This is a genomic window from Litchfieldia alkalitelluris (genome assembly GCF_002153425.1).
Lineage (GTDB): Bacteria > Bacillota > Bacilli > Bacillales > Salisediminibacteriaceae > Evansella > Evansella alkalicola.
Genome location: NZ_KZ119600.1, coordinates 4,671,608 through 4,691,334, shown reverse-complemented (window position 1 = coordinate 4,691,334; position 19,727 = coordinate 4,671,608). Strand labels below are relative to the sequence as shown.

General features: G+C 37.7%; 18 protein-coding genes and 1 pseudogene. 8 read left to right on the top strand and 11 right to left on the bottom strand.

Features of this window, described 5'->3' with window-relative positions; translation table 11 throughout:
* Positions 1-26: 26 nt before the first annotated feature.
* Positions 27-710: a hypothetical protein gene (locus tag BW724_RS22155; protein ID WP_088077266.1), complete on the bottom strand. Its 684-nt coding sequence runs from the start codon at positions 708-710 to the stop codon at positions 27-29.
* Positions 711-873: 163 nt separating this feature from the next.
* Here BW724_RS22155 and BW724_RS24490 point away from each other — a divergent pair.
* A pseudogene (locus BW724_RS24490) lies at positions 874-918 on the top strand (hypothetical protein); the annotation flags it as partial.
* On the opposite strand, the gene BW724_RS24190 reads toward BW724_RS24490, so the two are convergent.
* The 3 genes from BW724_RS24190 to BW724_RS22140 all read right to left on the bottom strand — a co-directional run bounded on the left by BW724_RS24190 (position 914) and on the right by BW724_RS22140 (position 3,990).
* Entirely contained in the window at positions 914-1,324 is a 411-nt protein-coding gene (locus BW724_RS24190) for a VOC family protein (protein ID WP_088077264.1), read from the bottom strand. The pseudogene BW724_RS24490 and the gene BW724_RS24190 overlap by 5 nt on opposite strands.
* 278 nt (positions 1,325-1,602) lie before the next feature.
* Entirely contained in the window at positions 1,603-2,136 is a 534-nt protein-coding gene (locus BW724_RS22145; RefSeq protein WP_088077262.1) for a YcxB family protein, read from the bottom strand.
* A 216-nt stretch (positions 2,137-2,352) separates the two neighbouring features.
* A complete protein-coding gene (locus BW724_RS22140; protein WP_235849047.1) occupies positions 2,353-3,990 on the bottom strand; it encodes a putative polysaccharide biosynthesis protein in 1,638 nt (545 codons plus the stop codon).
* Positions 3,991-4,215: 225 nt separating this feature from the next.
* Here BW724_RS22140 and BW724_RS22135 point away from each other — a divergent pair, with 225 nt between their 5' ends.
* The 5 genes from BW724_RS22135 (at position 4,216) to BW724_RS22115 (ending at position 9,716) form a co-directional block, all read left to right on the top strand.
* Positions 4,216-5,136: a hypothetical protein gene (locus BW724_RS22135; RefSeq protein WP_088077260.1), complete on the top strand. Its 921-nt coding sequence runs from the start codon at positions 4,216-4,218 to the stop codon at positions 5,134-5,136.
* A gap of 555 nt (positions 5,137-5,691) precedes the next feature.
* On the top strand, positions 5,692-6,336 hold the full coding sequence (locus BW724_RS22130; RefSeq protein ID WP_088077258.1) for a DUF4129 domain-containing protein: 645 nt from the start codon (positions 5,692-5,694) through the stop codon (positions 6,334-6,336).
* A gap of 11 nt (positions 6,337-6,347) precedes the next feature.
* Complete coding sequence (locus BW724_RS22125) at positions 6,348-7,478, top strand: DUF4350 domain-containing protein (protein WP_088077256.1); 1,131 nt, start codon at positions 6,348-6,350, stop codon at positions 7,476-7,478.
* On the top strand, positions 7,430-8,407 hold the full coding sequence (locus tag BW724_RS22120; RefSeq protein WP_088077254.1) for an AAA family ATPase: 978 nt from the start codon (positions 7,430-7,432) through the stop codon (positions 8,405-8,407). Before BW724_RS22125 ends, BW724_RS22120 begins: the two co-directional genes overlap by 49 nt.
* Positions 8,358-9,716: a DUF58 domain-containing protein gene (locus BW724_RS22115; protein ID WP_235849046.1), complete on the top strand. Its 1,359-nt coding sequence runs from the start codon at positions 8,358-8,360 to the stop codon at positions 9,714-9,716. The genes BW724_RS22120 and BW724_RS22115 overlap by 50 nt, the downstream gene beginning before the upstream one ends.
* A gap of 170 nt (positions 9,717-9,886) precedes the next feature.
* Here BW724_RS22115 and BW724_RS22110 read toward each other — a convergent pair whose 3' ends face one another.
* On the bottom strand, positions 9,887-10,870 hold the full coding sequence (locus BW724_RS22110; protein WP_088077252.1) for a stage II sporulation protein M: 984 nt from the start codon (positions 10,868-10,870) through the stop codon (positions 9,887-9,889).
* Between the two features lie 139 nt (positions 10,871-11,009).
* Here BW724_RS22110 and BW724_RS22105 point away from each other — a divergent pair, with 139 nt between their 5' ends.
* Positions 11,010-11,810, top strand: coding sequence for an RDD family protein (locus tag BW724_RS22105; protein ID WP_088077250.1), 801 nt, complete (start codon positions 11,010-11,012; stop codon positions 11,808-11,810).
* A 2,014-nt stretch (positions 11,811-13,824) separates the two neighbouring features.
* Here BW724_RS22105 and rnz read toward each other — a convergent pair.
* From rnz to BW724_RS22080, 5 genes are all read right to left on the bottom strand, one after another.
* Positions 13,825-14,745 carry a ribonuclease Z gene (gene rnz / locus BW724_RS22100; RefSeq protein ID WP_088077248.1) on the bottom strand — a complete coding sequence of 307 codons (921 nt, stop codon included), beginning with the start codon at positions 14,743-14,745 and terminating at the stop codon, positions 13,825-13,827.
* Positions 14,746-14,868: 123 nt separating this feature from the next.
* Complete coding sequence (locus BW724_RS22095) at positions 14,869-15,378, bottom strand: phosphoribosylanthranilate isomerase (protein WP_088077246.1); 510 nt, start codon at positions 15,376-15,378, stop codon at positions 14,869-14,871.
* Positions 15,379-15,481: 103 nt separating this feature from the next.
* The gene (locus BW724_RS22090) at positions 15,482-16,219 is read right to left on the bottom strand and encodes an alpha/beta fold hydrolase (RefSeq protein WP_088077244.1); all 738 of its coding nucleotides are present in this window, start codon (positions 16,217-16,219) and stop codon (positions 15,482-15,484) included.
* Positions 16,220-16,311: 92 nt separating this feature from the next.
* Positions 16,312-16,866: a hypothetical protein gene (locus BW724_RS22085; RefSeq protein WP_088077242.1), complete on the bottom strand. Its 555-nt coding sequence runs from the start codon at positions 16,864-16,866 to the stop codon at positions 16,312-16,314.
* Positions 16,867-16,902: 36 nt separating this feature from the next.
* Positions 16,903-17,484 carry a kinase gene (locus tag BW724_RS22080; RefSeq protein WP_235849045.1) on the bottom strand — a complete coding sequence of 194 codons (582 nt, stop codon included), beginning with the start codon at positions 17,482-17,484 and terminating at the stop codon, positions 16,903-16,905.
* Between the two features lie 283 nt (positions 17,485-17,767).
* Between BW724_RS22080 and BW724_RS22075 the strand changes: the two genes are divergently transcribed.
* Positions 17,768-19,120 (top strand): aspartate kinase, encoded by a 1,353-nt coding sequence (locus tag BW724_RS22075; protein ID WP_088077238.1) that lies wholly within the window; start codon positions 17,768-17,770, stop codon positions 19,118-19,120.
* Positions 19,121-19,125: 5 nt separating this feature from the next.
* Here BW724_RS22075 and BW724_RS22070 read toward each other — a convergent pair.
* A partial coding sequence (locus BW724_RS22070; RefSeq protein WP_205160379.1) for a hypothetical protein occupies positions 19,126-19,727 on the bottom strand: 602 nt, incomplete at its 5' end.

The window sequence follows — 19,727 nt, the reverse complement described above, 5'->3', positions numbered from 1 at the left end:
TTTAGGTCACTTATGTATTGCCTTTTTTAGATTGGATTCAATTCAATCTGATTATTTTTTACTCTAAGCGAGTAATTTTTTATTTGACCCGTTCCCAACCTAGCTGTTAGAAAATTACCTTGCATTTTTATTATCGATAAAATTTCTTCACCTACTTGTTCTTCTAGAATAACAGATATTTCCTTTTTATTTGCCGTTTCCGTTACCACTAGTTCTTCCCAATCAAAAACAATGTAATATTCACCATCTACCAAGTAAATTTTTTGCTTACCTAGTTGTTGGTCTCCATTGTTCCCGCTGATTTTTTCCACAGAAATGCCATCAGCATTTAACGTTCGAATAATAGTAAAAAAATTACCTTCTATTTCTGTATATTTTCCGAAACTCAATAAACTTTCATTTGGATAATACTGATAATAATCATTGAATATATGTCCATACTCGTCGTCTATTTTCGAATCTGCATAAATAATAGATGTCGCAAGCAATACAGCAGTAACTACCGAAGTACTTTTTTTGATTTTCAAAACGTATTTACCAAATAAAAAGGTTACTACTATAAAAAACAACACAATACCCCAAAAATAGAAATCAGGAACGAATTGCGGTTTATTATTATACCTAACCCAAGAAAAAAACGAATAATATATACTCACAGATAATAAAGTCATCACCGACACAAAAATAGTTCCTATTATGACTTTTTTCATGTCGTTCTCTCCTTCTTTTTCAATAGGCTCTGTTAAACTTTGATGTTGATTTTTTTACAGATACTCGCTTTCCGCGGGCGGCTGTAAGGCTCCACGATGCTTTGCATCTGCGAGGTCTTACCCTTGCCTTTAATCCGGCTGGAGTCTCGTACCTTTCACACAAATCAATAATGTTCAAAAATCAACATTATCCTTTAACAGAGTCAAAATTTTAGTAATTGTCTGTCTGCTATTCCGCCTCCAAATGCTATACAATATCCGTTTATATCCTTTATGGTTATCTCACTCCAATGTTCAGAATAATTAGGACCACGGACAATCTCTATTCCGTTGGATTTAATCTCATTTACTAGTAAATCTAATCCGTCCACGTAACAATAAATATCAAAGTAATATAATTCACTGTCCACATATGATGTACCAGGACGAATTTCCTCTTCTTTATTAGTTGGGTGAAAAATAATTGTAAGTTTGTCTCTATGAACATGGTGATGTGCTGGATTAGAGCCAATGACTTCATGTTTGAACCCAAGTTTTTTGTAAAACTCAACGGATTCTTTTACATCCTTGACTACCATAGTCGTTGCAATTCCCGTAATATTACCTTTTTCCATAAGAACTCCTCCTCTATTACACCATTCTCCTAATATATAAATGCATGAACTCTAATTTTATTTCATTCCAAATCCCAAAAATAAAATTTTTGATAATATTTGCTGGATCTAAATTAGCTCTTCATTTTTCCCTGTTAGTCAATTAGGTTCTTGTTTTTCGAATATTTGAAAAATTACATTCATTATTATACCACCGTTTTCCAATTCTAGGTATATAAAAATGAGCTGCATCATCGCAACTCATAATCTGTCTAAAGCTCCCCTTTTGTGGAAGAACATCATTTAAGCTTCATTTTACTTGACTCTACTATATTATTAGAGACAATCATCTTAAATAAATCCATATCATCATTTAATTCAAAGAAACGTTTCGGTAAAATGATCGCCTTATGTTTTGATGTGTACAAAAGAAACATCTTTTCATGTTCCTTTGCTAAGTAAATTTCACGCCATTCATAAAAGTTGTTTGATAATCCTGCATGTTGATTGATCCCCTCGTTACTAAACGTATAACTGATTTCATTTTTAATACGTTGGTCACTTTCATACTCTTTAATCGCTCGCTTTTTAATGCTTTTCTTAACACTATAAATGGTTATTAGGGACATAATCAATGCTAGAACCCACTTAGGAATATAAAACAAAAAATTATCCTGCATTAACAGCTCTAGTAGGAGCAAAATTGCCCAATAACAAAAGAAGAATAAGAAAAAATAGGCATTGGTAGTTTTTTTAGAATGATAATCATTATATTTTGTAAAGTCTTCTAATCTTACCGTTCCTTTAATTGAAAGTTCCTTCTTATTACTCAAAAAATCTCTCCCTTTTATTCATTAAAATTCACCCTTAGTTAGAAGTCTATTATATTAGACTTTAAAAGCAGCTTCACGTAACTAATAATACATAAGATTAAGTAAAGGTAAAAGAAAAATTGATGTGTTTTTTAAAATTAAAAACGAGACAAATTCTGTAGTGAATTAGATTCGTTTTCTGTTTAGTTTTTAGTTCACTACCTAAGAGAAAACGACTTATTGTGTTGCGCGCTGCTTCTTTTTTTTCAAAAAGTTAAATCGCTGTCCTAATATTTGACCTGCTAGACCTGATCGGATGGTCAAAAACATGTATGCGGCAAGACCAGCTGTGGTTGATACAATCAGAATGGTAAAAGCATTCACCTTTGTTTCAAGTGGTAAGAAGATACCTAAGCCATTGCGAATCAATATAACAACAATCCCCATGATTGCCGTAAACATCCCTATCAATAAAAGGCGTTTTAAAATAAATTTGTAGTTGTATGGACCATACTTTCCAATTGTCCATAGAATGATGCCCAACGAGAGACTGTAACCTACTCCTGTCGCTAGGACAGCACCAATTGGACCGAACCATGTAATAAAAGGCGTATTAAACAAGTATTTGAATAAGAGACCTACAAATAATGCAATCACAGAAAACTTCTGGCGGTCGATCCCTTGCAGTAAGGAAGTACATACTGCAAAGAGGGAAAACAGAATGGCGACTGGTGCATAATATCTTAGTAATTCTCCCCCAATTTGAATATCAGAAAGGGAATATAAAGATCCATATGCAGAGTCAGACAGTAAGATTAGCCCAGCAGAAGCTGGTAGGGCAAAGAATAATATTATTTGAAATGTCTGCGTAATTTGCTTTTGAAGCGTGTCGTAATCTTTTGTTGTAAATGCTTTTGTGACAGTTGGTATGATCGTTAACGACATGGCTGTTGCAATGGATACAGGAATTAAAATGAGCTTGTGCACTGCTTGTGTAAAGGCACCAAGGTACATTTCAGCCTCCTCCATGGCATATCCAACCTGGGTCATGGCACTATTAAATGAAGTTAAATCGATCCATTGATAAAGTGGAATGGCGAGTCCCACAAAGGATATTGGCAATGCATAGGAAAGGAGCTCCTTATACATTTTTTTCAAAGGTATTTTTTCTTTAGCTGGTGCAGTCTCATTCATTTTTATGAGGCTATCTTTATTTTTTACATAATATAAAATAAGAACGATTAACGCGCCAGCAGCACCTACAAATGCTCCGAACATGGCCACGCCGACAGCACTACTAATTTCTCCATTCCAAACTTCTAGAATTAAAAAAGATAGTACTAATATGAAAACGATGCGGACTAGCTGTTCAATGACTTGAGAGATCGCAGTAGGTCCCATCATTCCAAAGCCTTGGAAATATCCTCGAATGGAAGCCATGATTGGAATAATCAGTAATGCAGTGCTCACCATTCGAATGGTAAATACCGCATCTGAAATGGAGTTACTCCCTAAATCATCTGTGTTTAAGAATTGACGGGCAATTGGCTCGGCCAGGAAAAACAAGAGTGAAAATGCTACTAAGCCTGTAATAGACATGACTATTATTCCTGATCGGAAAAGCCGTTGCACAGTTTGATGGTCCTCTAAAGCATTATATTTTGATATGAATTTCGATATAGCGATTGGAATTCCAAGTGTTGATAAACTAAGGAAAATGGTATACGGGTTGTATCCATAAGTATAAAGTGCAAGTCCTTCTAACCCTACCATCGCCTGAAATGGGAAAATGTATATGATACCCAGAATTTTTGAGATGAAAATACTTGCAGTAAGAATAGCAGTACCCCTAAGTAAGTTCTTATCCAAGATCATTTCTCCTAGCGTATTAAAGTTTAATTACTGTATGTATTTTAGCATATAAATGATAAGGCAGCACTTTCAAGTTCAAAAGTCCATCCAACTATTGTATCCAATCTTGCTTTTTCAATAAATAAAAATTAAGTTTGTGGGAATTGATCTTAATTAGTCAAAAAATTCCTAATAAATGTTAAAATGTTCAGTATACATATCATGCGTAAAAAATGCGGAGGTGCTCAGATGAATAACATGTTAAATCGTCCAAAATATTTTGGCGAAATTTTGGATGTGACTTTTAAACTAAGCAAGAGTCACTTTGTAAACTTTATGAAGATTTATTTCCTTCTTATTGCCCCAATTTACATATTGGACGCCATTATTAATCTATCATTAGGGATGAGTTTTTTCCGTCAAACGGGTAGTGGTTCCAATTGGTTTGAGAGACTATTAACAGGATTTGAAGATGCAGGAAGTGCTATATCTACAACGGCAGCAGATATTTGGATTGTCATTATGGCTTTTCTAATGTTACTCCTCTATCCTGTTGCCCATGCTGCAATCCTATTTGCTGTAAATCATATTAGAAAAGGAGAAGAATATACGGTTGGTGGCGTAATTAAAAGTGCGTTCTCTCGCTTTTGGCCCCTATTATTAAGTAATCTATTGTTCTTTCTCATCCTTTTTGGGCTTATCCTGGCCACAGTTTTTGCAGCAGGATTTTCAGGTGTTATTGGTGTCGCGATTCACCCTATTTTCGGTGTCCTTTTGATTTTTATCATGTTCTTTGGTGTCATATTAGGTCTTGGACTGTTGACTACCCGCTGGAGTTTTTATATAGGTTCCGTTGTATTAGACAAAGTTTCACCAGGTTTAGGGAGAAGTTGGAACTTATCTAAGGGAAGAACATGGGCGTCGTTCGGATTGTACATTATTTTTTATGTGATTATCGGCTTCATTTCAACTGCTGTGGAACTTTCATTTGGAGTTATCCTGGGGTATAGTGTGTTGTTTCTCCTCATTAGTAATCTCGTATTAATATTTACTACGATGATATTTTCCGTAGGATTCTCTGTTATGTATACAGATTTAAAGGCACGGCATGAAGCGGATGATTTGAAAGAACTACTAGATGATTACAATAACGAGCAAACAAAGCTTTAAAAAAACAATTCTGTTAAAGGATAATGTTGAATTTACCACTTTTGATTTTTTGTGGAAGGTACACCTGTCTCTTCCTCTACGAGCAAATGCTTCGTAGCGTATCCGTCGAGACAACTCGCAGCATACTCGTGATGTTTATGCTCGTTCCTGCGGGATTAAAGGCAGGGGTAAGACCCCGCAGATGCAAAGCATCGAGGAGGCTTACCAGCCGCCCGCGGAAAGCGAGTACCTGTAACAAAAAATCAACATCTAAGTTTAACAGAGCCAAAAAATAATTCAAATTTGGTAATGTCCTATCTTTAAGGAAGTTGATGAGACCGGAGCAAGGGAGACTCCTTCGGGATCAAAGGCAGAGGTAAGACCCTGCACAGCGAAGCTCGAAGCGCCTTACCAGCCGCCCGAGGAAAGGGAGTTTGCGCAGGTCTCATCAACCCTTGTATTGATTATGCTCATATTTAGTCATCACCTAAATACAAATCGAGTCAATTTAATATTATGAAATAGCAGAAAAAAATATTTTTTGTAAAGATCGAGATTGAAAGGCAGGTGAAAGCATTGGGCGAACCTGAAGAAGCAAGAAGACAGCTCGAGGAAATCCTCAATCAAAGGGAATATCAAATATATTATGAGGATACAAGAGGTTTTTTAACGAGATTAATAGATACTGTTCAAACATGGGTCATGGAGCAGCTAGCGAGACTATTCCCTGCTATCCAAACGTCAACAACGGTATCTAGCATCATATTTATTTTGATTATAATAGCTATTATTCTTATTCTTGGTGTGGTTTTATTTTTCACAGTGCGGACACTTAATCGGAAAAGGTTATACCGTGACAATAAACCACTTCAAAATAGAAAAGAAAAGAACTGGTCGTTTGACATGCATTTGAGTGAATCGAAAAAGCAGGAGGAGCTCGGAGATTATTCACAAGCGGCAAGGCACTTGTTTTTAGCCCTTTTGTTGTATTTTCATGATATAAATTGGCTTGAAGCAAGGATTTGGAAAACAAATTGGGAGTACTATGAGGAACTAAGAAAAGTAAACGAAGATAGTGCAGAGTTTTTCTATGAGTTTGTCCTTATTTTTGATCAAATCACATATGGGGAGAGACAAATATCAAAAGAGGAATACATGTCCTACCAATCACAGGCGGTTCAATGGTTAGAAATAAATAGGAAGAAAGTTGAAATTAAATAGGGGGGAAGGCTTTGAAGGGAAAATTGATCAATAGATGGACTTGGATATGGGTCCTTATCCTTCTATTATTCATACTAGGTAACTATATCAGTCATTCAAACCAGCCCCAGGAGTACCCGGCATATGTCTCACAGTCTCCTTCCCAAAGTGGAACAAAGGCTATCTATACATATTTAGAAAACGAGTATGGAAATGTGACTAGATGGGAGAATGAACCATTCTTATTGCAAGGGGAAAGTGATCTTTTACTAATGGTTGAACCATTTTTTGTTCCACCTGAACAGGAAATGGCTAGCTATATGGACTATATTAATGCAGGGAATACGATATTGCTTTTTAGTAATAATCCTGTGGGGATGTTTGATGTAAAAGTTGAATATAGTGGTCTGAGTCAAGAAGAGGCCGAATTAGAATCAATAGACGGTTCACAGTATCAGGCGACACTTTATTCAGATGTTAGGATTCAATTAGAAGCAGAAGATGAAGTTTTGTTACAAGATGAATATGGTGCGATAGCAGTAAAGCGCCCCCTTGGTGACGGGAGTCTGATCATTTCGAACACTCCGGAATGGCTAATGAATGATGTGATATTAGATTATGACCATGTCCCACTTATCCTAGAACTATTAAGTACAGGATTAGAGGATGGGGGACAAATCATCTTTGATGAGTACATTCATGGAGCAACACCATCCATTACAACACTATATCCAAAAAGCTTTTTAGTGTTGTTGTTACAGGGCGCATTTGTAACCTTATTATGGCTGTGGTACCGTGGAAAAAGATTTGGCCCTATCTTACAAGCAAGGGAAGAGACTGTAAGATTTAGTGATGAGAGAATTACTGCTTTAGCTGCTTGGTATTTAAGATTAAGAGAAAAGGGTTTAACAGACTCCTTGAACACGCAAGCTCAATATATAAAAATGTTGCTTCAAGAGCACTGGAGAATTCCAACGCATACAGAGTGGCTAGATATGAAAGAACAGCTAGAAAGAAAATGGACCACCGTGCCAAAAAGTGAAATTGAACCTTTCTTAATAGGTCTAGAAAATGTGTTGAGGAAGGAAAGCATTAGTAAACAAGAATACTTATTATGGTCGAAAAAATTGGAACAGTTAAGGAAAGGGGTGGAAGAAGGGTGAATCAAATTACATCCTTGTTATCAAGCTATGAAGAAAAAATATTAGGACAAAGCACGAACTTAAAATTATTACTTGCTGCCGTATTATCTGGGGGCCATGTACTTCTCGAAGGTGTACCAGGTACTGGGAAAACACAAATGGTACGAACTTTAGCTACACTTATTGGGGGGACTTTCAACCGAATACAGTTTACGCCAGACCTTCTTCCAAGTGATATTACTGGAAGTAAAATATTCAACATGAAAGATAGTACATTTGAAACAATACAGGGTCCAATTTTTACAAACATATTATTGGCTGATGAAATTAATCGTACGCCTGCTAAAACGCAAGCAGCGCTACTAGAGGCAATGGAAGAAAAGCAGGTGACTATTCAAGGGGAAACATACAAGTTAGACGATGTATTTTTCGTTGTCGCAACACAGAATCCAATTGAATTTGAAGGAACATACCCTTTACCTGAAGCACAGCAGGACCGTTTCCTATTTAAATTGGATATTGAATTTCCAACTTTTGAGGAAGAGCAAAATGTATTGAAGCAAGTATTGGAGAACACGATGGCTGTTGGAAGTAATGACGAAGAGGCAGTCGTTGATTTAGATACCTTTCTAGAGATTAGAAACGATATTGAAGCCGTAAACGTAAGCGATGATATTCTAAACTATACTATGAGCATTGTGAGAAAAACGCGGGAAAACGAGTCGATTCGTTATGGTGCAAGTACAAGGGCAGCCATTTCAATTGGGAAAGCAGCAAAGTCATGGGCATATTTAGATGGTAGAGATTATGTGACTCCAGATGATATAAAAGTGGTAGCTAAGCCTGCGTTAAGACACAGAATACAATTATCTCCACATATGGAATTGGAGGGGGCGACTGTTGACCAAATCATCAATGAGTTGGTGGGAGCGGTTCCTGTTCCGAGATAGGGGGATCATTCCAACAAAAAAGCTAGTATTGTTCATGTTAGCATTTTCCGGATTTCTCTTCATTACTGCCTTTCTAGGTGTATCATGGACGTTTATTTTCATTATAAATGTGGTTGTTTTCCTAGTAAGTCTCATAGATCTAGCCTATATACCTAAAAGGAAGGATCTTCATGTAGAGAGAATCATACCTAGTGAGCTGGAACGGGGACTGGCGTATGACGTAAAGGTAGTCGTAAAAAATGACTCGGATCATTCTATGAATTATAGATTTATAGATGGTATCCCACAGTCATTTATGAGGCCCTTCCCTTTCATAGGTGCTGCGAAAGCTATGTCTCAAGAAGAGGCTACTTATGAAACAAAAGCGCCTGTTCGAGGTAAGTATGAGATTAATAAGTTGTATTTCCGTTACAGCAGTGGATTTGGTTTGTGGGAAAAGCAAACTTCATTCCATTTAGAAGAAACGGTAAAGGTTATTCCCGATCTAAGCTCTGTAAAGGATTACTTAAAAAATGCACAGCAGTATTTATTACATGAAGGTGTAAAAATTCGCAAACAAAATAGTGGAGTCGGCGAATTTGCGAAGGTCCGTAACTATGTCGTTGGTGATGACCCAAGAAAAATTAATTGGCGGCAAACGGCAAAGCTACAGGAAGTAATGACAAATGAATATGAACCAGAGCGTGGGAAGTATATTACGATTTTAGTAGATTGTGGACGTATGATGGGGGCAGAACTAAAAGAGAGTAACCGACTGGAAAAGGCGCTAGAAGCGGCATTAACGGTCACGGCAGCTGCCTTGAAAAATGGAGACTACGTATCAGTCGTTGCTTTTTCGAAAGAAGTGAAAGTGTATGTCCCTCCTGCAAAAGGAATGGACCATCTTCAAACAATCCTGCAGGCTATCTATCACCTGCAAGTGGATCCAGTTGAGTCAAACTATGGAGCAGTATTAAATTATTTGCAATCCGTACAAAACAAACGGAGCTTACTACTATTATTTAGTGATATTCAAACATTCTTATATGAGGATAGTACACTTGCCTATTTGCAACGATTGAGAAAGCGACATATGTTTTTAATGATAGGTATCGAAGACGAAATGTTGAGGGAGAAAGTGAAGAGCGCTCCTGATGAAGTTCGTTCAGCAATGGTGAAAAGCATTGCACAGCAACAACTGCTTTTTATCATGCGGGAAAAAAATAGGTGGCAAAAGCAAGGCCTCCATATGCTGGAGGCCAAAGGAGAGAAGCTTGCTAGCACAGCAGTTTCCCACTATATCGATACTATGAATCGAGGTTTACTGTAGCTTCTCTTTTTAAAAGGTTATTTTAACTATATTTGGTGTTGATTTTTTGTTACAGGTACTCGCTTTCCGCGGGCGGCTGGTGAGCCTCCTCGCTGCTTCGCAGCTGTGGGGTCTCACCCTTGCCTTCCATCCCGCAGGAGTCTCGTACCTTTCACAAAAAATCACATGATTCAAAAATCGATATTTTCCTTTATCTGATTTTTTTTCAAAAAGGCATATCCTAAGGCAATATAAAGGATCAGGCCAACGACGGTTAAAATAGCTACAATATATTTTGCTTCAAGGGAGATGGAAGCAGGGGTAATAAATCCTTCAATGACACCTGCAATGATGAAGAGCGGTATTGTACCTAAAAGTAATTGTACGGACCGCTTTCCATATTCCTTTAATTGGTAAACTCTTGAATATGATCCAGGTACGAATAGCTTATATCCCATTAGCAAGCCTGCTCCTCCAGCAATAAAAATCGCAACAAGTTCTATCATGCCATGGGGAACAATATATGCCCAAAATTCATATGTCATGTCATAGTGCCAGAAAAGGGCTGCTAAGGCACCTACTAATAGTCCATTGAAAATGAGTATATAGACGGTTAACAGGCCAAAGGTTACTCCTCCAGCAAAAGCCAAGATAGCTACTTGTATATTATTGGTCATAATACTCGTGGACATAAGAGAGGCATCAATCATGTCGTGATTTGCTCCAAGCTGTTCAGGATCCACCACGCCTTGTGCCATTTCAGCAGGTACAACAGAATATAAATGAAGTGGATCTATCATGACGGATATAAATCCTCCAACGCCACCGAGAATGAACAAGAGCATGGCCGTGACGGAAAACTTCCATTGGGCACCAAGCAACCCAATGAATTTTGTACTAAAGAAGTATCTCATTTGTTTCATACTAGTCGTTTGATCTTTATATAAAAGGTTATGCGCTTTAGCAACAAGTCCGTTTAAATATGCAGTCACATCTTCTTCTTTAAAATGAGTTTGACTGTAAGATAAATGTTGCGCTGTTTTTAAATAAAGCTTATGGAATGTATCAATATCTTCACCACTTAAGTTGGTTTTTCTTTTATGTAGCGTGGAGATATAGTCTTCTAATTGATTCCAATCTTCGCGATGGTTCTTAACAAATTGACTAACGTTCACTAATAGTCCTCCTTCAATTAAGATTGGTATGTTTGTGCTTTGTGGTGAAGTCGTTACATATATTAATTATTATATAAGTCTGTGATACTATTATACTACCACTGTAGTAAATATTATCCAATAACTGAGGTGCAAATAAATGCAAGATAAGAATATTTCGATTAAAACACCTGAATATGTATCTTTGCAGTTTCAACCTGCAGGGTTAGGCAGCAGAGCCTTAGCTTTCATGATTGATCAAGTGATCATGATTGTCTTGAGCATTATTGTATTATTACTTGCATTTGCTTCCATGGCGGCTCTAGAAAGCCTCATGATCGGTGCACCACCAGCTGTACCTATAGCAATTGCAATTATACTTATTTTTCTTATTAATGTTGGTTACTTCTTAGTTTTAGAATATTATACAGGTGGCAGAACAGTCGGAAAAAAGGTGCTGAAAATAAGAGTAATCCAAGACAATGGACATAGCATCACCCTATTATCGAGTTTCATTCGTAATTTCATGAGACTCATAGATTCATTGCCAACCTCCTATTTGTTAGGGATTTTAATGATTTTTTTCCACCCAGACCATAAACGACTTGGTGACGTTGTAGCGGGCACATTAGTCGTGCACGAGCGTGGTAAACAGAAGGTGAAGAAGGAATCCAAACTAGATCTAGAGATCGCTCGCAGAGGAATAACTAAAGATGACATTGCAGTGGACGAATGGGCGATCAAATCACTCGGTTCAAAGGAATGGAAGCTTCTGAAAGTATATAGTGATCGCTTTTGTCAGCTACCTACTGGGGAAAGATGGGAATTTACCAATAAGATGGCTAAGGTCCTTTTTGAAAAAATCGGTCTTGTGTATGAAGGGAAAAGTATTGAAGAGTTGGAAAACACTCTGTTAGCTCTTTATTTGAGAATGAGGGAAGAGTGGGAATACGATTTATAGAAGGCGCGGTTTGTTGAAGAAGGGATTTTTGATGGGATAATTGGTTGGTAGGGTAATTGGTTGATGGGGTTTTGATATTGATATGTGTTTTGGCTGGTGCTTGATGGGTGACAGCTAAAGGCTGACGGCTGATCTGAGGTGTGATGCTTTCCTATCCTTAGATCAGCTTTTTTATGTTTGCTGGGGGATTTTATAGCAACTAATCTAATAAAGTTGTTAGTTTGAGTGTTTTAACGACAAAACCGAAGCAAGAAGAACTAGTAATGTCGTTATTGCGTGTGTCTAATCGACAGATTTGCGTTATCGAGGAACAAAACTGTCGATAATCCATGCTGTAATCGACAGATTTTCGTTTTGGAGAATCAAAACTGCCGATAATCCATGCTGTAATCGACAGATTTTCGTTTTGGAGGATCAAAACTGCCGATAATCCATGGTCTAATCGACAGCTTTCCGTTATCGAGGATCAAAACTGCCGATAATCCATGGTCTAATCGACAGCTTTCCGTTATCGAGGATCAAAACTGCCGATAATCCATGGTCTAATCGACAGCTTTCCGTTATCGAGGATCAAAACTGCCGATAATCCATGGTCTAATCGACAGCTTTCCGTTATCGAGGATCAAAACTGCCGATAATCCATGGTCTAATCGACAGCTTTCCGTTATCGAGGATCAAAACTGCCGATAATCCATGGTCTAATCGACAGCTTTCCGTTATCGAGGATCAAAACTGCCGATAATCCATGGTCTAATCGACAGCTTTCCGTTATCGAGGATCAAAACTGCCGATAATCCATGGTCTAATCGACAGCTTTCCGTTATCGAGGATCAAAACTGCCGATAATCCATGGTCTAATCGACAGCTTTCCGTTATCGAGGATCAAAACTGCCGATAATCCATGGTCTAATCGACAGCTTTCCGTTATCGAGGATCAAAACTGCCGATAATCCATGGTCTAATCGACAGCTTTCCGTTATCGAGGATCAAAACTGCCGATAATCCATGGTCTAATCGACAGCTTTCCGTTATCGAGGATCAAAACTGCCGATAATCCATGGTCTAATCGACAGCTTTCCGTTATCGAGGATCAAAACTGCCGATAATCCATGGTCTAATCGACAGCTTTCCGTTATCGAGGATCAAAACTGCCGATAATCCATGGTCTAATCGACAGCTTTCCGTTATCGAGGATCAAAACTGCCGATAATCCATGGTCTAATCGACAGCTTTCCGTTATCGAGGATCAAAACTGCCGATAATCCATGGTCTAATCGACAGCTTTCCGTTATCGAGGATCAAAACTGCCGATAATCCATGGTCTAATCGACAGCTTTCCGTTATCGAGGATCAAAACTGCCGATAATCCATGGTCTAATCGACAGCTTTCCGTTATCGAGGATCAAAACTGCCGATAATCCATGGTCTAATCGACAGCTTTCCGTTATCGAGGATCAAAACTGCCGATAATCCATGGTCTAATCGACAGCTTTCCGTTATCGAGGATCAAAACTGCCGATAATCCATGGTCTAATCGACAGCTTTCCGTTATCGAGGATCAAAACTGCCGATAATCCATGGTCTAATCGACAGCTTTCCGTTATCGAGGATCAAAACTGCCGATAATCCATGGTCTAATCGACAGCTTTCCGTTATCGAGGATCAAAACTGCCGATAATCCATGGTCTAATCGACAGCTTTCCGTTATCGAGGATCAAAACTGCCGATAATCCATGCTGTAATCGACAGATTTTCGTTTGGGAGAATCAAAACTGCCGATAATCCATGTTCTAATCGACAGTTTTTTGTTTTGGAGAATCAAAACTGTCGATAATCCATGGTCTAATCGACAGCTTTCCGTTATCGAGGATCAAAACTGCCGATAATCCATGGTCTAATCGACAGATTTGCGTTATCGAGGATCAAAACTGCCGATAATCCATGTTCTAATCGACAGTTTTTTGTTTTGAAGGATCAAAACTGTCGTTACTAATTTACTAATCACTAATTTTCATCAACCTATATTAAAAGTACTAAAGTCCTCTGCAATGAAAGTATTTGGAAAGATCTCCCTTGCTTCATGAAGGAGTTCTTCTATATCAGGTGATTGGTATCTTGAGCTAATGTGGTTGAGGATTAGCATCTTCGCATCTGCCTTCAGAGCCACTTCAGCAGCTTGCACAGTGGTGGAATGGAAATAATCGTTGGCGAGCTGCTCGTCCATTTTTCTAAAGGTGGCTTCATGGATAATTAGGTCGGCACCGATACAGAACTGAATAGATTTTTCCGAAAATCTCGTATCTCCTAAAACGGCGATTATCATCCCAGGCTTAGGGGGACCAACAAAATCCTTGCCACGGATCACTCTACCATCCTCTAGCGTAATGTCTTTTCCTTCTTTAAGAAGTTTGAGGTGGGGCCCAGTGGGAATGGCTGCTTCCTTCACTTTTTCAATAAGTAGTGGACCTGGTGTATCCTTTTGTTCGAGTCTGAACCCAAAGGATGGTATGCCATGCTCAAGCTGTTCGCAGCGTACACACCACTCCTCGTCATTCATCAGAATGTCCCCAGCACGCAGCTCTTTGATTTCTAATGGATACTTCAAACAAGTCTGGCTAACGTTTAATGAGGTTTGGATGAATTCCTCAATTCCACGTGGACCATACACGGTTAATGGTTCTTCTGCGCCTTGGAAAGATCGGCTTCCCAATAAACCTGGCAAGCCATAGATGTGATCTCCGTGGAGATGAGTAATGAATATTTTTTCAATTCTTCGTGTTTTTATTGGGGTATGTAAAATTTGGTGCTGTGTTGCTTCTCCACAATCGAATAACCAGATGGATCCCGTTTTGTTCATTAATTGTAATGCGAAAGATGAAACGTTTCTATGCTTGGCTGGGACTCCTGAACCTGTCCCGAGAAAAGTGATTTTCATCGCATACCCCTCCTGTTAATAATCCTACCTATCATATTAGGGAAGGGAAAAGTAAATTGCAAAGTGAGTTATATTAGATATGGAAAAACAATCAATAAAAAAGACACGGAGATTTCCGTGCCTTTACATGTTACTCGCGATCATATTTTTTAAGAAATCTATTTTAAGTAAGTCTTTGTTATTGTTCTTATTGGCTCGATAACTATCAACTGATGAAGACTTGTAAACAGCTAGATATTGCTCAGGATTTGGCAGATAATACTCTACTTCTCCCTTTCGGTGTAATTCTAGATCCTCTAATTGTACTCCCGCAAAGTCTGGCAAAGTATCAATAATACCAAATTCAACTGAAAATAAGCCTTCCTTGAAAAACTCGTGCTCATGTAAATCTATCAGGCTATATCCCATCGAATCCATAAGTTGCATTATTTCATTCCAGTTAAATATAGATAGTTCCGGTGGTACTTCCCATCCTCTCTTATCACCTGGCACATGAATATCTAAGTCTTGGGCATTCCAACTCTTCCCTGTAACTAGCTCTAAACCAACTGAACCCATTAACAATGGAACTATATTGATCCCATTGAGCTTTTTAGCTATTTTTATAAATTCATCAAACTTATTATTATGCATGTGATCTTCCACCTTTTCCTATTCAAAACAAGAACTTCAAAATATAAACACTGTTAATCCTAACCTGTTTCTGAAATCCTCATTGAAGTGAAACTCACGCAACCTAATCATCAACACTATCAATTAAGCTTTTAATTGCACTGATAACCACTTCCGGTTGGTCATTTTGTATATAATGGGTACTGTTTTCTGCAATAACCAATTCTCCTTCAGATGATATTTCAAGAATCTCTCTCTGCATTTCATTCCATAGCTTTTGTGATTCCTGTGAATAATGAGTTTTGCTGCCTGCTGAAAGAACAATAAGAGGTATATTTAATTCTATTTTTGTTTCTTTTAACTGCTTCAAACTTTCCATAAAATCATCATAATTACATTCAGAGGTGAATTGCTTGTTGTATGCTTGTTGAAAATCTTGCGGCATGGTCGGGAGAAATCTTTTTCTGTAATCTTCTGGTGTAGAATCAATCAAGACGAGACCTTTAACATCTTTTTGATATTCAGTTGCAAAAATTCGCATATTAACTCCACCAAATGAATGACCCACTAATATGTAGGGCGGATGAATCTTAGCCTCAATTAGTAGCGTCTTCAAATCTTGTACCATCTCAAAGCTAGTTCTAGGCTTTGAACTTGATTCACTTTTCCCTAGTCCAGCTCTATCATAAATGAGTACGTTAGAAAGCTTTGAAATATCCTCAATTACTGAACCCCAAGCTTTCGAATCATCTCCATAACCAGCGTCCATTATAATTGTTGGCTTTCCGTCGTGATTTTCTCCCAAAAAATTTGCATATAGTTTATATTCACTATTTATTTTCACAAACATTTCCTTTGACATTTACTTCGTTCCTCTCAGATGTTAAATATCAATATCATCTATAGTTCAAACTATTCTCAGTGTGGGCTGCTTAACATAACATAGCAATTTTGCTATAGTAGTATCTCTATATCCGCTTCATATTCCTCTAATAGACTAGCAATAAAGTCGTAAATTTCTTTTTCTATTAAATCTGAATCATCAATATCATAATTTGAAAAATCTAGTCTCTCGTTAATTAATTGGTTTACATAAGCATCTCGTTCAATTTTTTCCTTAAAGTATTGATCGTAATACTCTTCAACAGTAATATTTAAATAATCTGCCTGAATTTCAAAAAACTCCTCATTATTACCACTGTTACCAAGTGGGAATACTAATTCCATACTCCATTCAAGATCTTCAGATACATCAATTCCAATACTTTTTGCTTCTAATACCATGATTTCTTCTTGTACAAACTTTTCCACCATTATCGGTATATCTTCATCTTCTACAAAGTACAATGAACGAATATCTTTTAATGTAATTTCTTTCCCTTTCACAACAGCTACTACATCATCATCTTTGATTGCTATAATATGATCTTCTGCAGCATCATCACTTGAACAAGCTGTTGATATGGAAAAAATGAAAAGTAATAGTAAAATTTTGAGTGAAGTCCTCATAATATCCCCCTAACTATCCACAAGCCCTATTTAATGTCAATTCTCTATAACTAAATTAGCTTGTTGCTTTGGCTTTACGACCTTTTCGTAATAATCTTCTGCTTTCCAGTACCTATTTTTAAATTTTTCAATGTTGCTTTGAGTGTCGGCACTTTCACGACAAAACCTTTTTTCTCTAGAGCAATCTAAATAAATTATATAATCAAAGAAGTCCCTCCATTCACCCCTTTGAATAAAAACCCCTTCAATTATAATGAAACAGGTTTTAGGTATTTTCACCACCTGTAACTCCTGTTGATCAGTGCTGTAATTATATTTATATAAATTTATCTCACTAGATTTATTTAGCTTCATAAACAAGTTTTCTTTTAAATATTCGACGTCCCATTGTAAATGATAGTACTCATACCACTGTTCATATTCAGTGTTGTAACGCCTTTTCTTCTCCACAATATAATCATCGATATGAAAAATGCAGATTGGAATATCAATTTCACTGAGGTGATTTATAAGTTTCTTAACAAATGTAGTTTTTCCAGAACGGCTTAATCCGTCAATCCCAAGAATGAATATCTTACCTTTTTCAAAGTTAGAATTCTTATCAAACAACTCTTCCAACAAAAGGCCTCCCAACTTCTAATAGCTGCAAAACTTCCCTAAGGGCACTAATAACATCTGAATATTCCCTCACCTCAAATTTTAACATAAATATCCAGTGCGAACTTACTCACTTTGTATTAACTATTATTAAATTGATATCAAAGATCACCTCTTTACCAAACATATGAATCAGCACGCCCTTATTGGAAAAAATTAAAATGACAATTGGAGTACATTTTAGTATACTAATGCAAACAAATGTACACTGTGTGGAAACAGTTAGAGAAAGAAGGGTACTGATATGAAAGTTGTAAAGTTCGGAGGAAGCTCTTTAGCAAATGCAACACAATTTAAAAAGGTAGCAAACATTATTTTGTCAGATAAGGATCGAAAAGTTGTCGTAGTGTCTGCACCGGGGAAAAGACACGAGCAAGATGTAAAGATGACTGACCTCTTAATTAACTTAACAAGTTGTGTTTTGAAGGAAGATGGAGTAGAAGAGGCTTTAAGCGTTGTATTGGACCGTTACGAGGAAATTATTACGGGACTAGATTTTTCACAGGAAGGCTTGATAGAGGACATTAAAGATTCTTTACTCACTCTAATCAATGCATATAAGGATGACGAGGAAAGATTGATGGATGCTTTAAAGGCTAGCGGGGAAGATAATAATGCGAAGCTGATGGCTGCATACTTAAATGGCCGAGGGGAAAAAGCTCATTATGTTTCGCCGAAGGAAGCGGGACTTTTCGTAACAGCTCAACCGGGAAATGCGAGAATCTTACAAGAGTCTTATGAAAAAATAGCTGAACTCAAAAATCGAGATGGCGTTCTCGTAGTACCAGGGTTCTTTGGGTACTCCCACCAAGGAGATATTGTAACATTTCCACGAGGGGGCTCTGATATTACTGGTGCGATTTTGGCAGCAGGCATTGGGGCAGAGGAGTACGAGAATTTCACAGATGTAGACTCGATTTACAGTGTGAATCCAAATCTCGTTTCCAATCCGCGGGAGATCACGGAGCTCACTTATAGAGAAATGAGAGAATTAGCTTATGCTGGCTTTTCAGTCTTCCATGACGAAGCACTGGAACCTGTTTTTAAAAAGAAGGTCCCTGTTGTTGTAAAAAATACAAACCGTCCTGAAGCGCCAGGTACTAGAATCGTGGCAGAGCGTCAGCCAGCAGAGCAACCTGTAGTAGGTATCGCTAGTGACAAAGGCTTCTGCAGCATTAACCTTACTAAATACTTAATGAACAGAGAAATTGGCTTTGGAAGGCATCTATTAGAAATTCTCGAGGATGAGCATATATCCTATGAACACACGCCTTCGGGAATTGACACCATGTCCATCATTATCCGCGAGCACCAGTTGGTTAATGGTAAAGAGGAAAGAGTCATTGAAAGGATTAGGAAAGAGCTAGAGGTCGATGATGTAAACATTGAAAGAAACCTTGCTCTTGTCATGGTTGTTGGTGAAGGTATGGCGCAGGCAGTAGGCGTAGCATCAAAGGCGACAGCTGCTTTTGCCGAGACAGGTGTAAATATTAAAATGATCAACCAAGGATCATCTGAAGTGAGCATGATGTTTGGGGTAGAGGGTAAACATGTAGATTTAGCCGTACAAAGCTTATATAGCATTTATTTTAATTAATCTAATTAAATCACTTGATGCTCATGATTGTGGAATGGGGACTGAACTCTTTGGAAAACTCGAGTTGAGTCTCCATTTTCTTGGAATGGGGACTGAACACCGTGATCGGGTATGAGATTCATCAATTCCTCAATCTCATACCTGATTGACCCTTGATCAGGTATGAGATTTAATAAAACCTTATTCTCATACCAGATCGGTCCTTGATCAGGTATGAGAATCAAGAAATCCCTAATCTCATACCAGATCGGTCCTTGATCAGGTATGAGAATCTTGGAATCCCCAATCTCATACCAGATCGGCCCTTGATCCGGTATGAGAATCAAGAAATTCCTAATCTCATACCAGATTAGCCCTTGATCAGGTATGAGAATCTTGGAATCCCCAAACTCATACCAGAATACCGACAGATTTGATGTATGAAAACGCAAAACTGTCGAATAGAGCAAGGAATACCGACAGTTTTGATGTATGATACCGCAAAACTGTCGAATAGAGCAAGGAATACCGACAGATTTGATGTATGAAAACGCAAAACTGTCGAATAGAGCAAGGAATACCGACAGATTTGATGTATGAAAACGCAAAACTGTCGAATAGAGCAAGG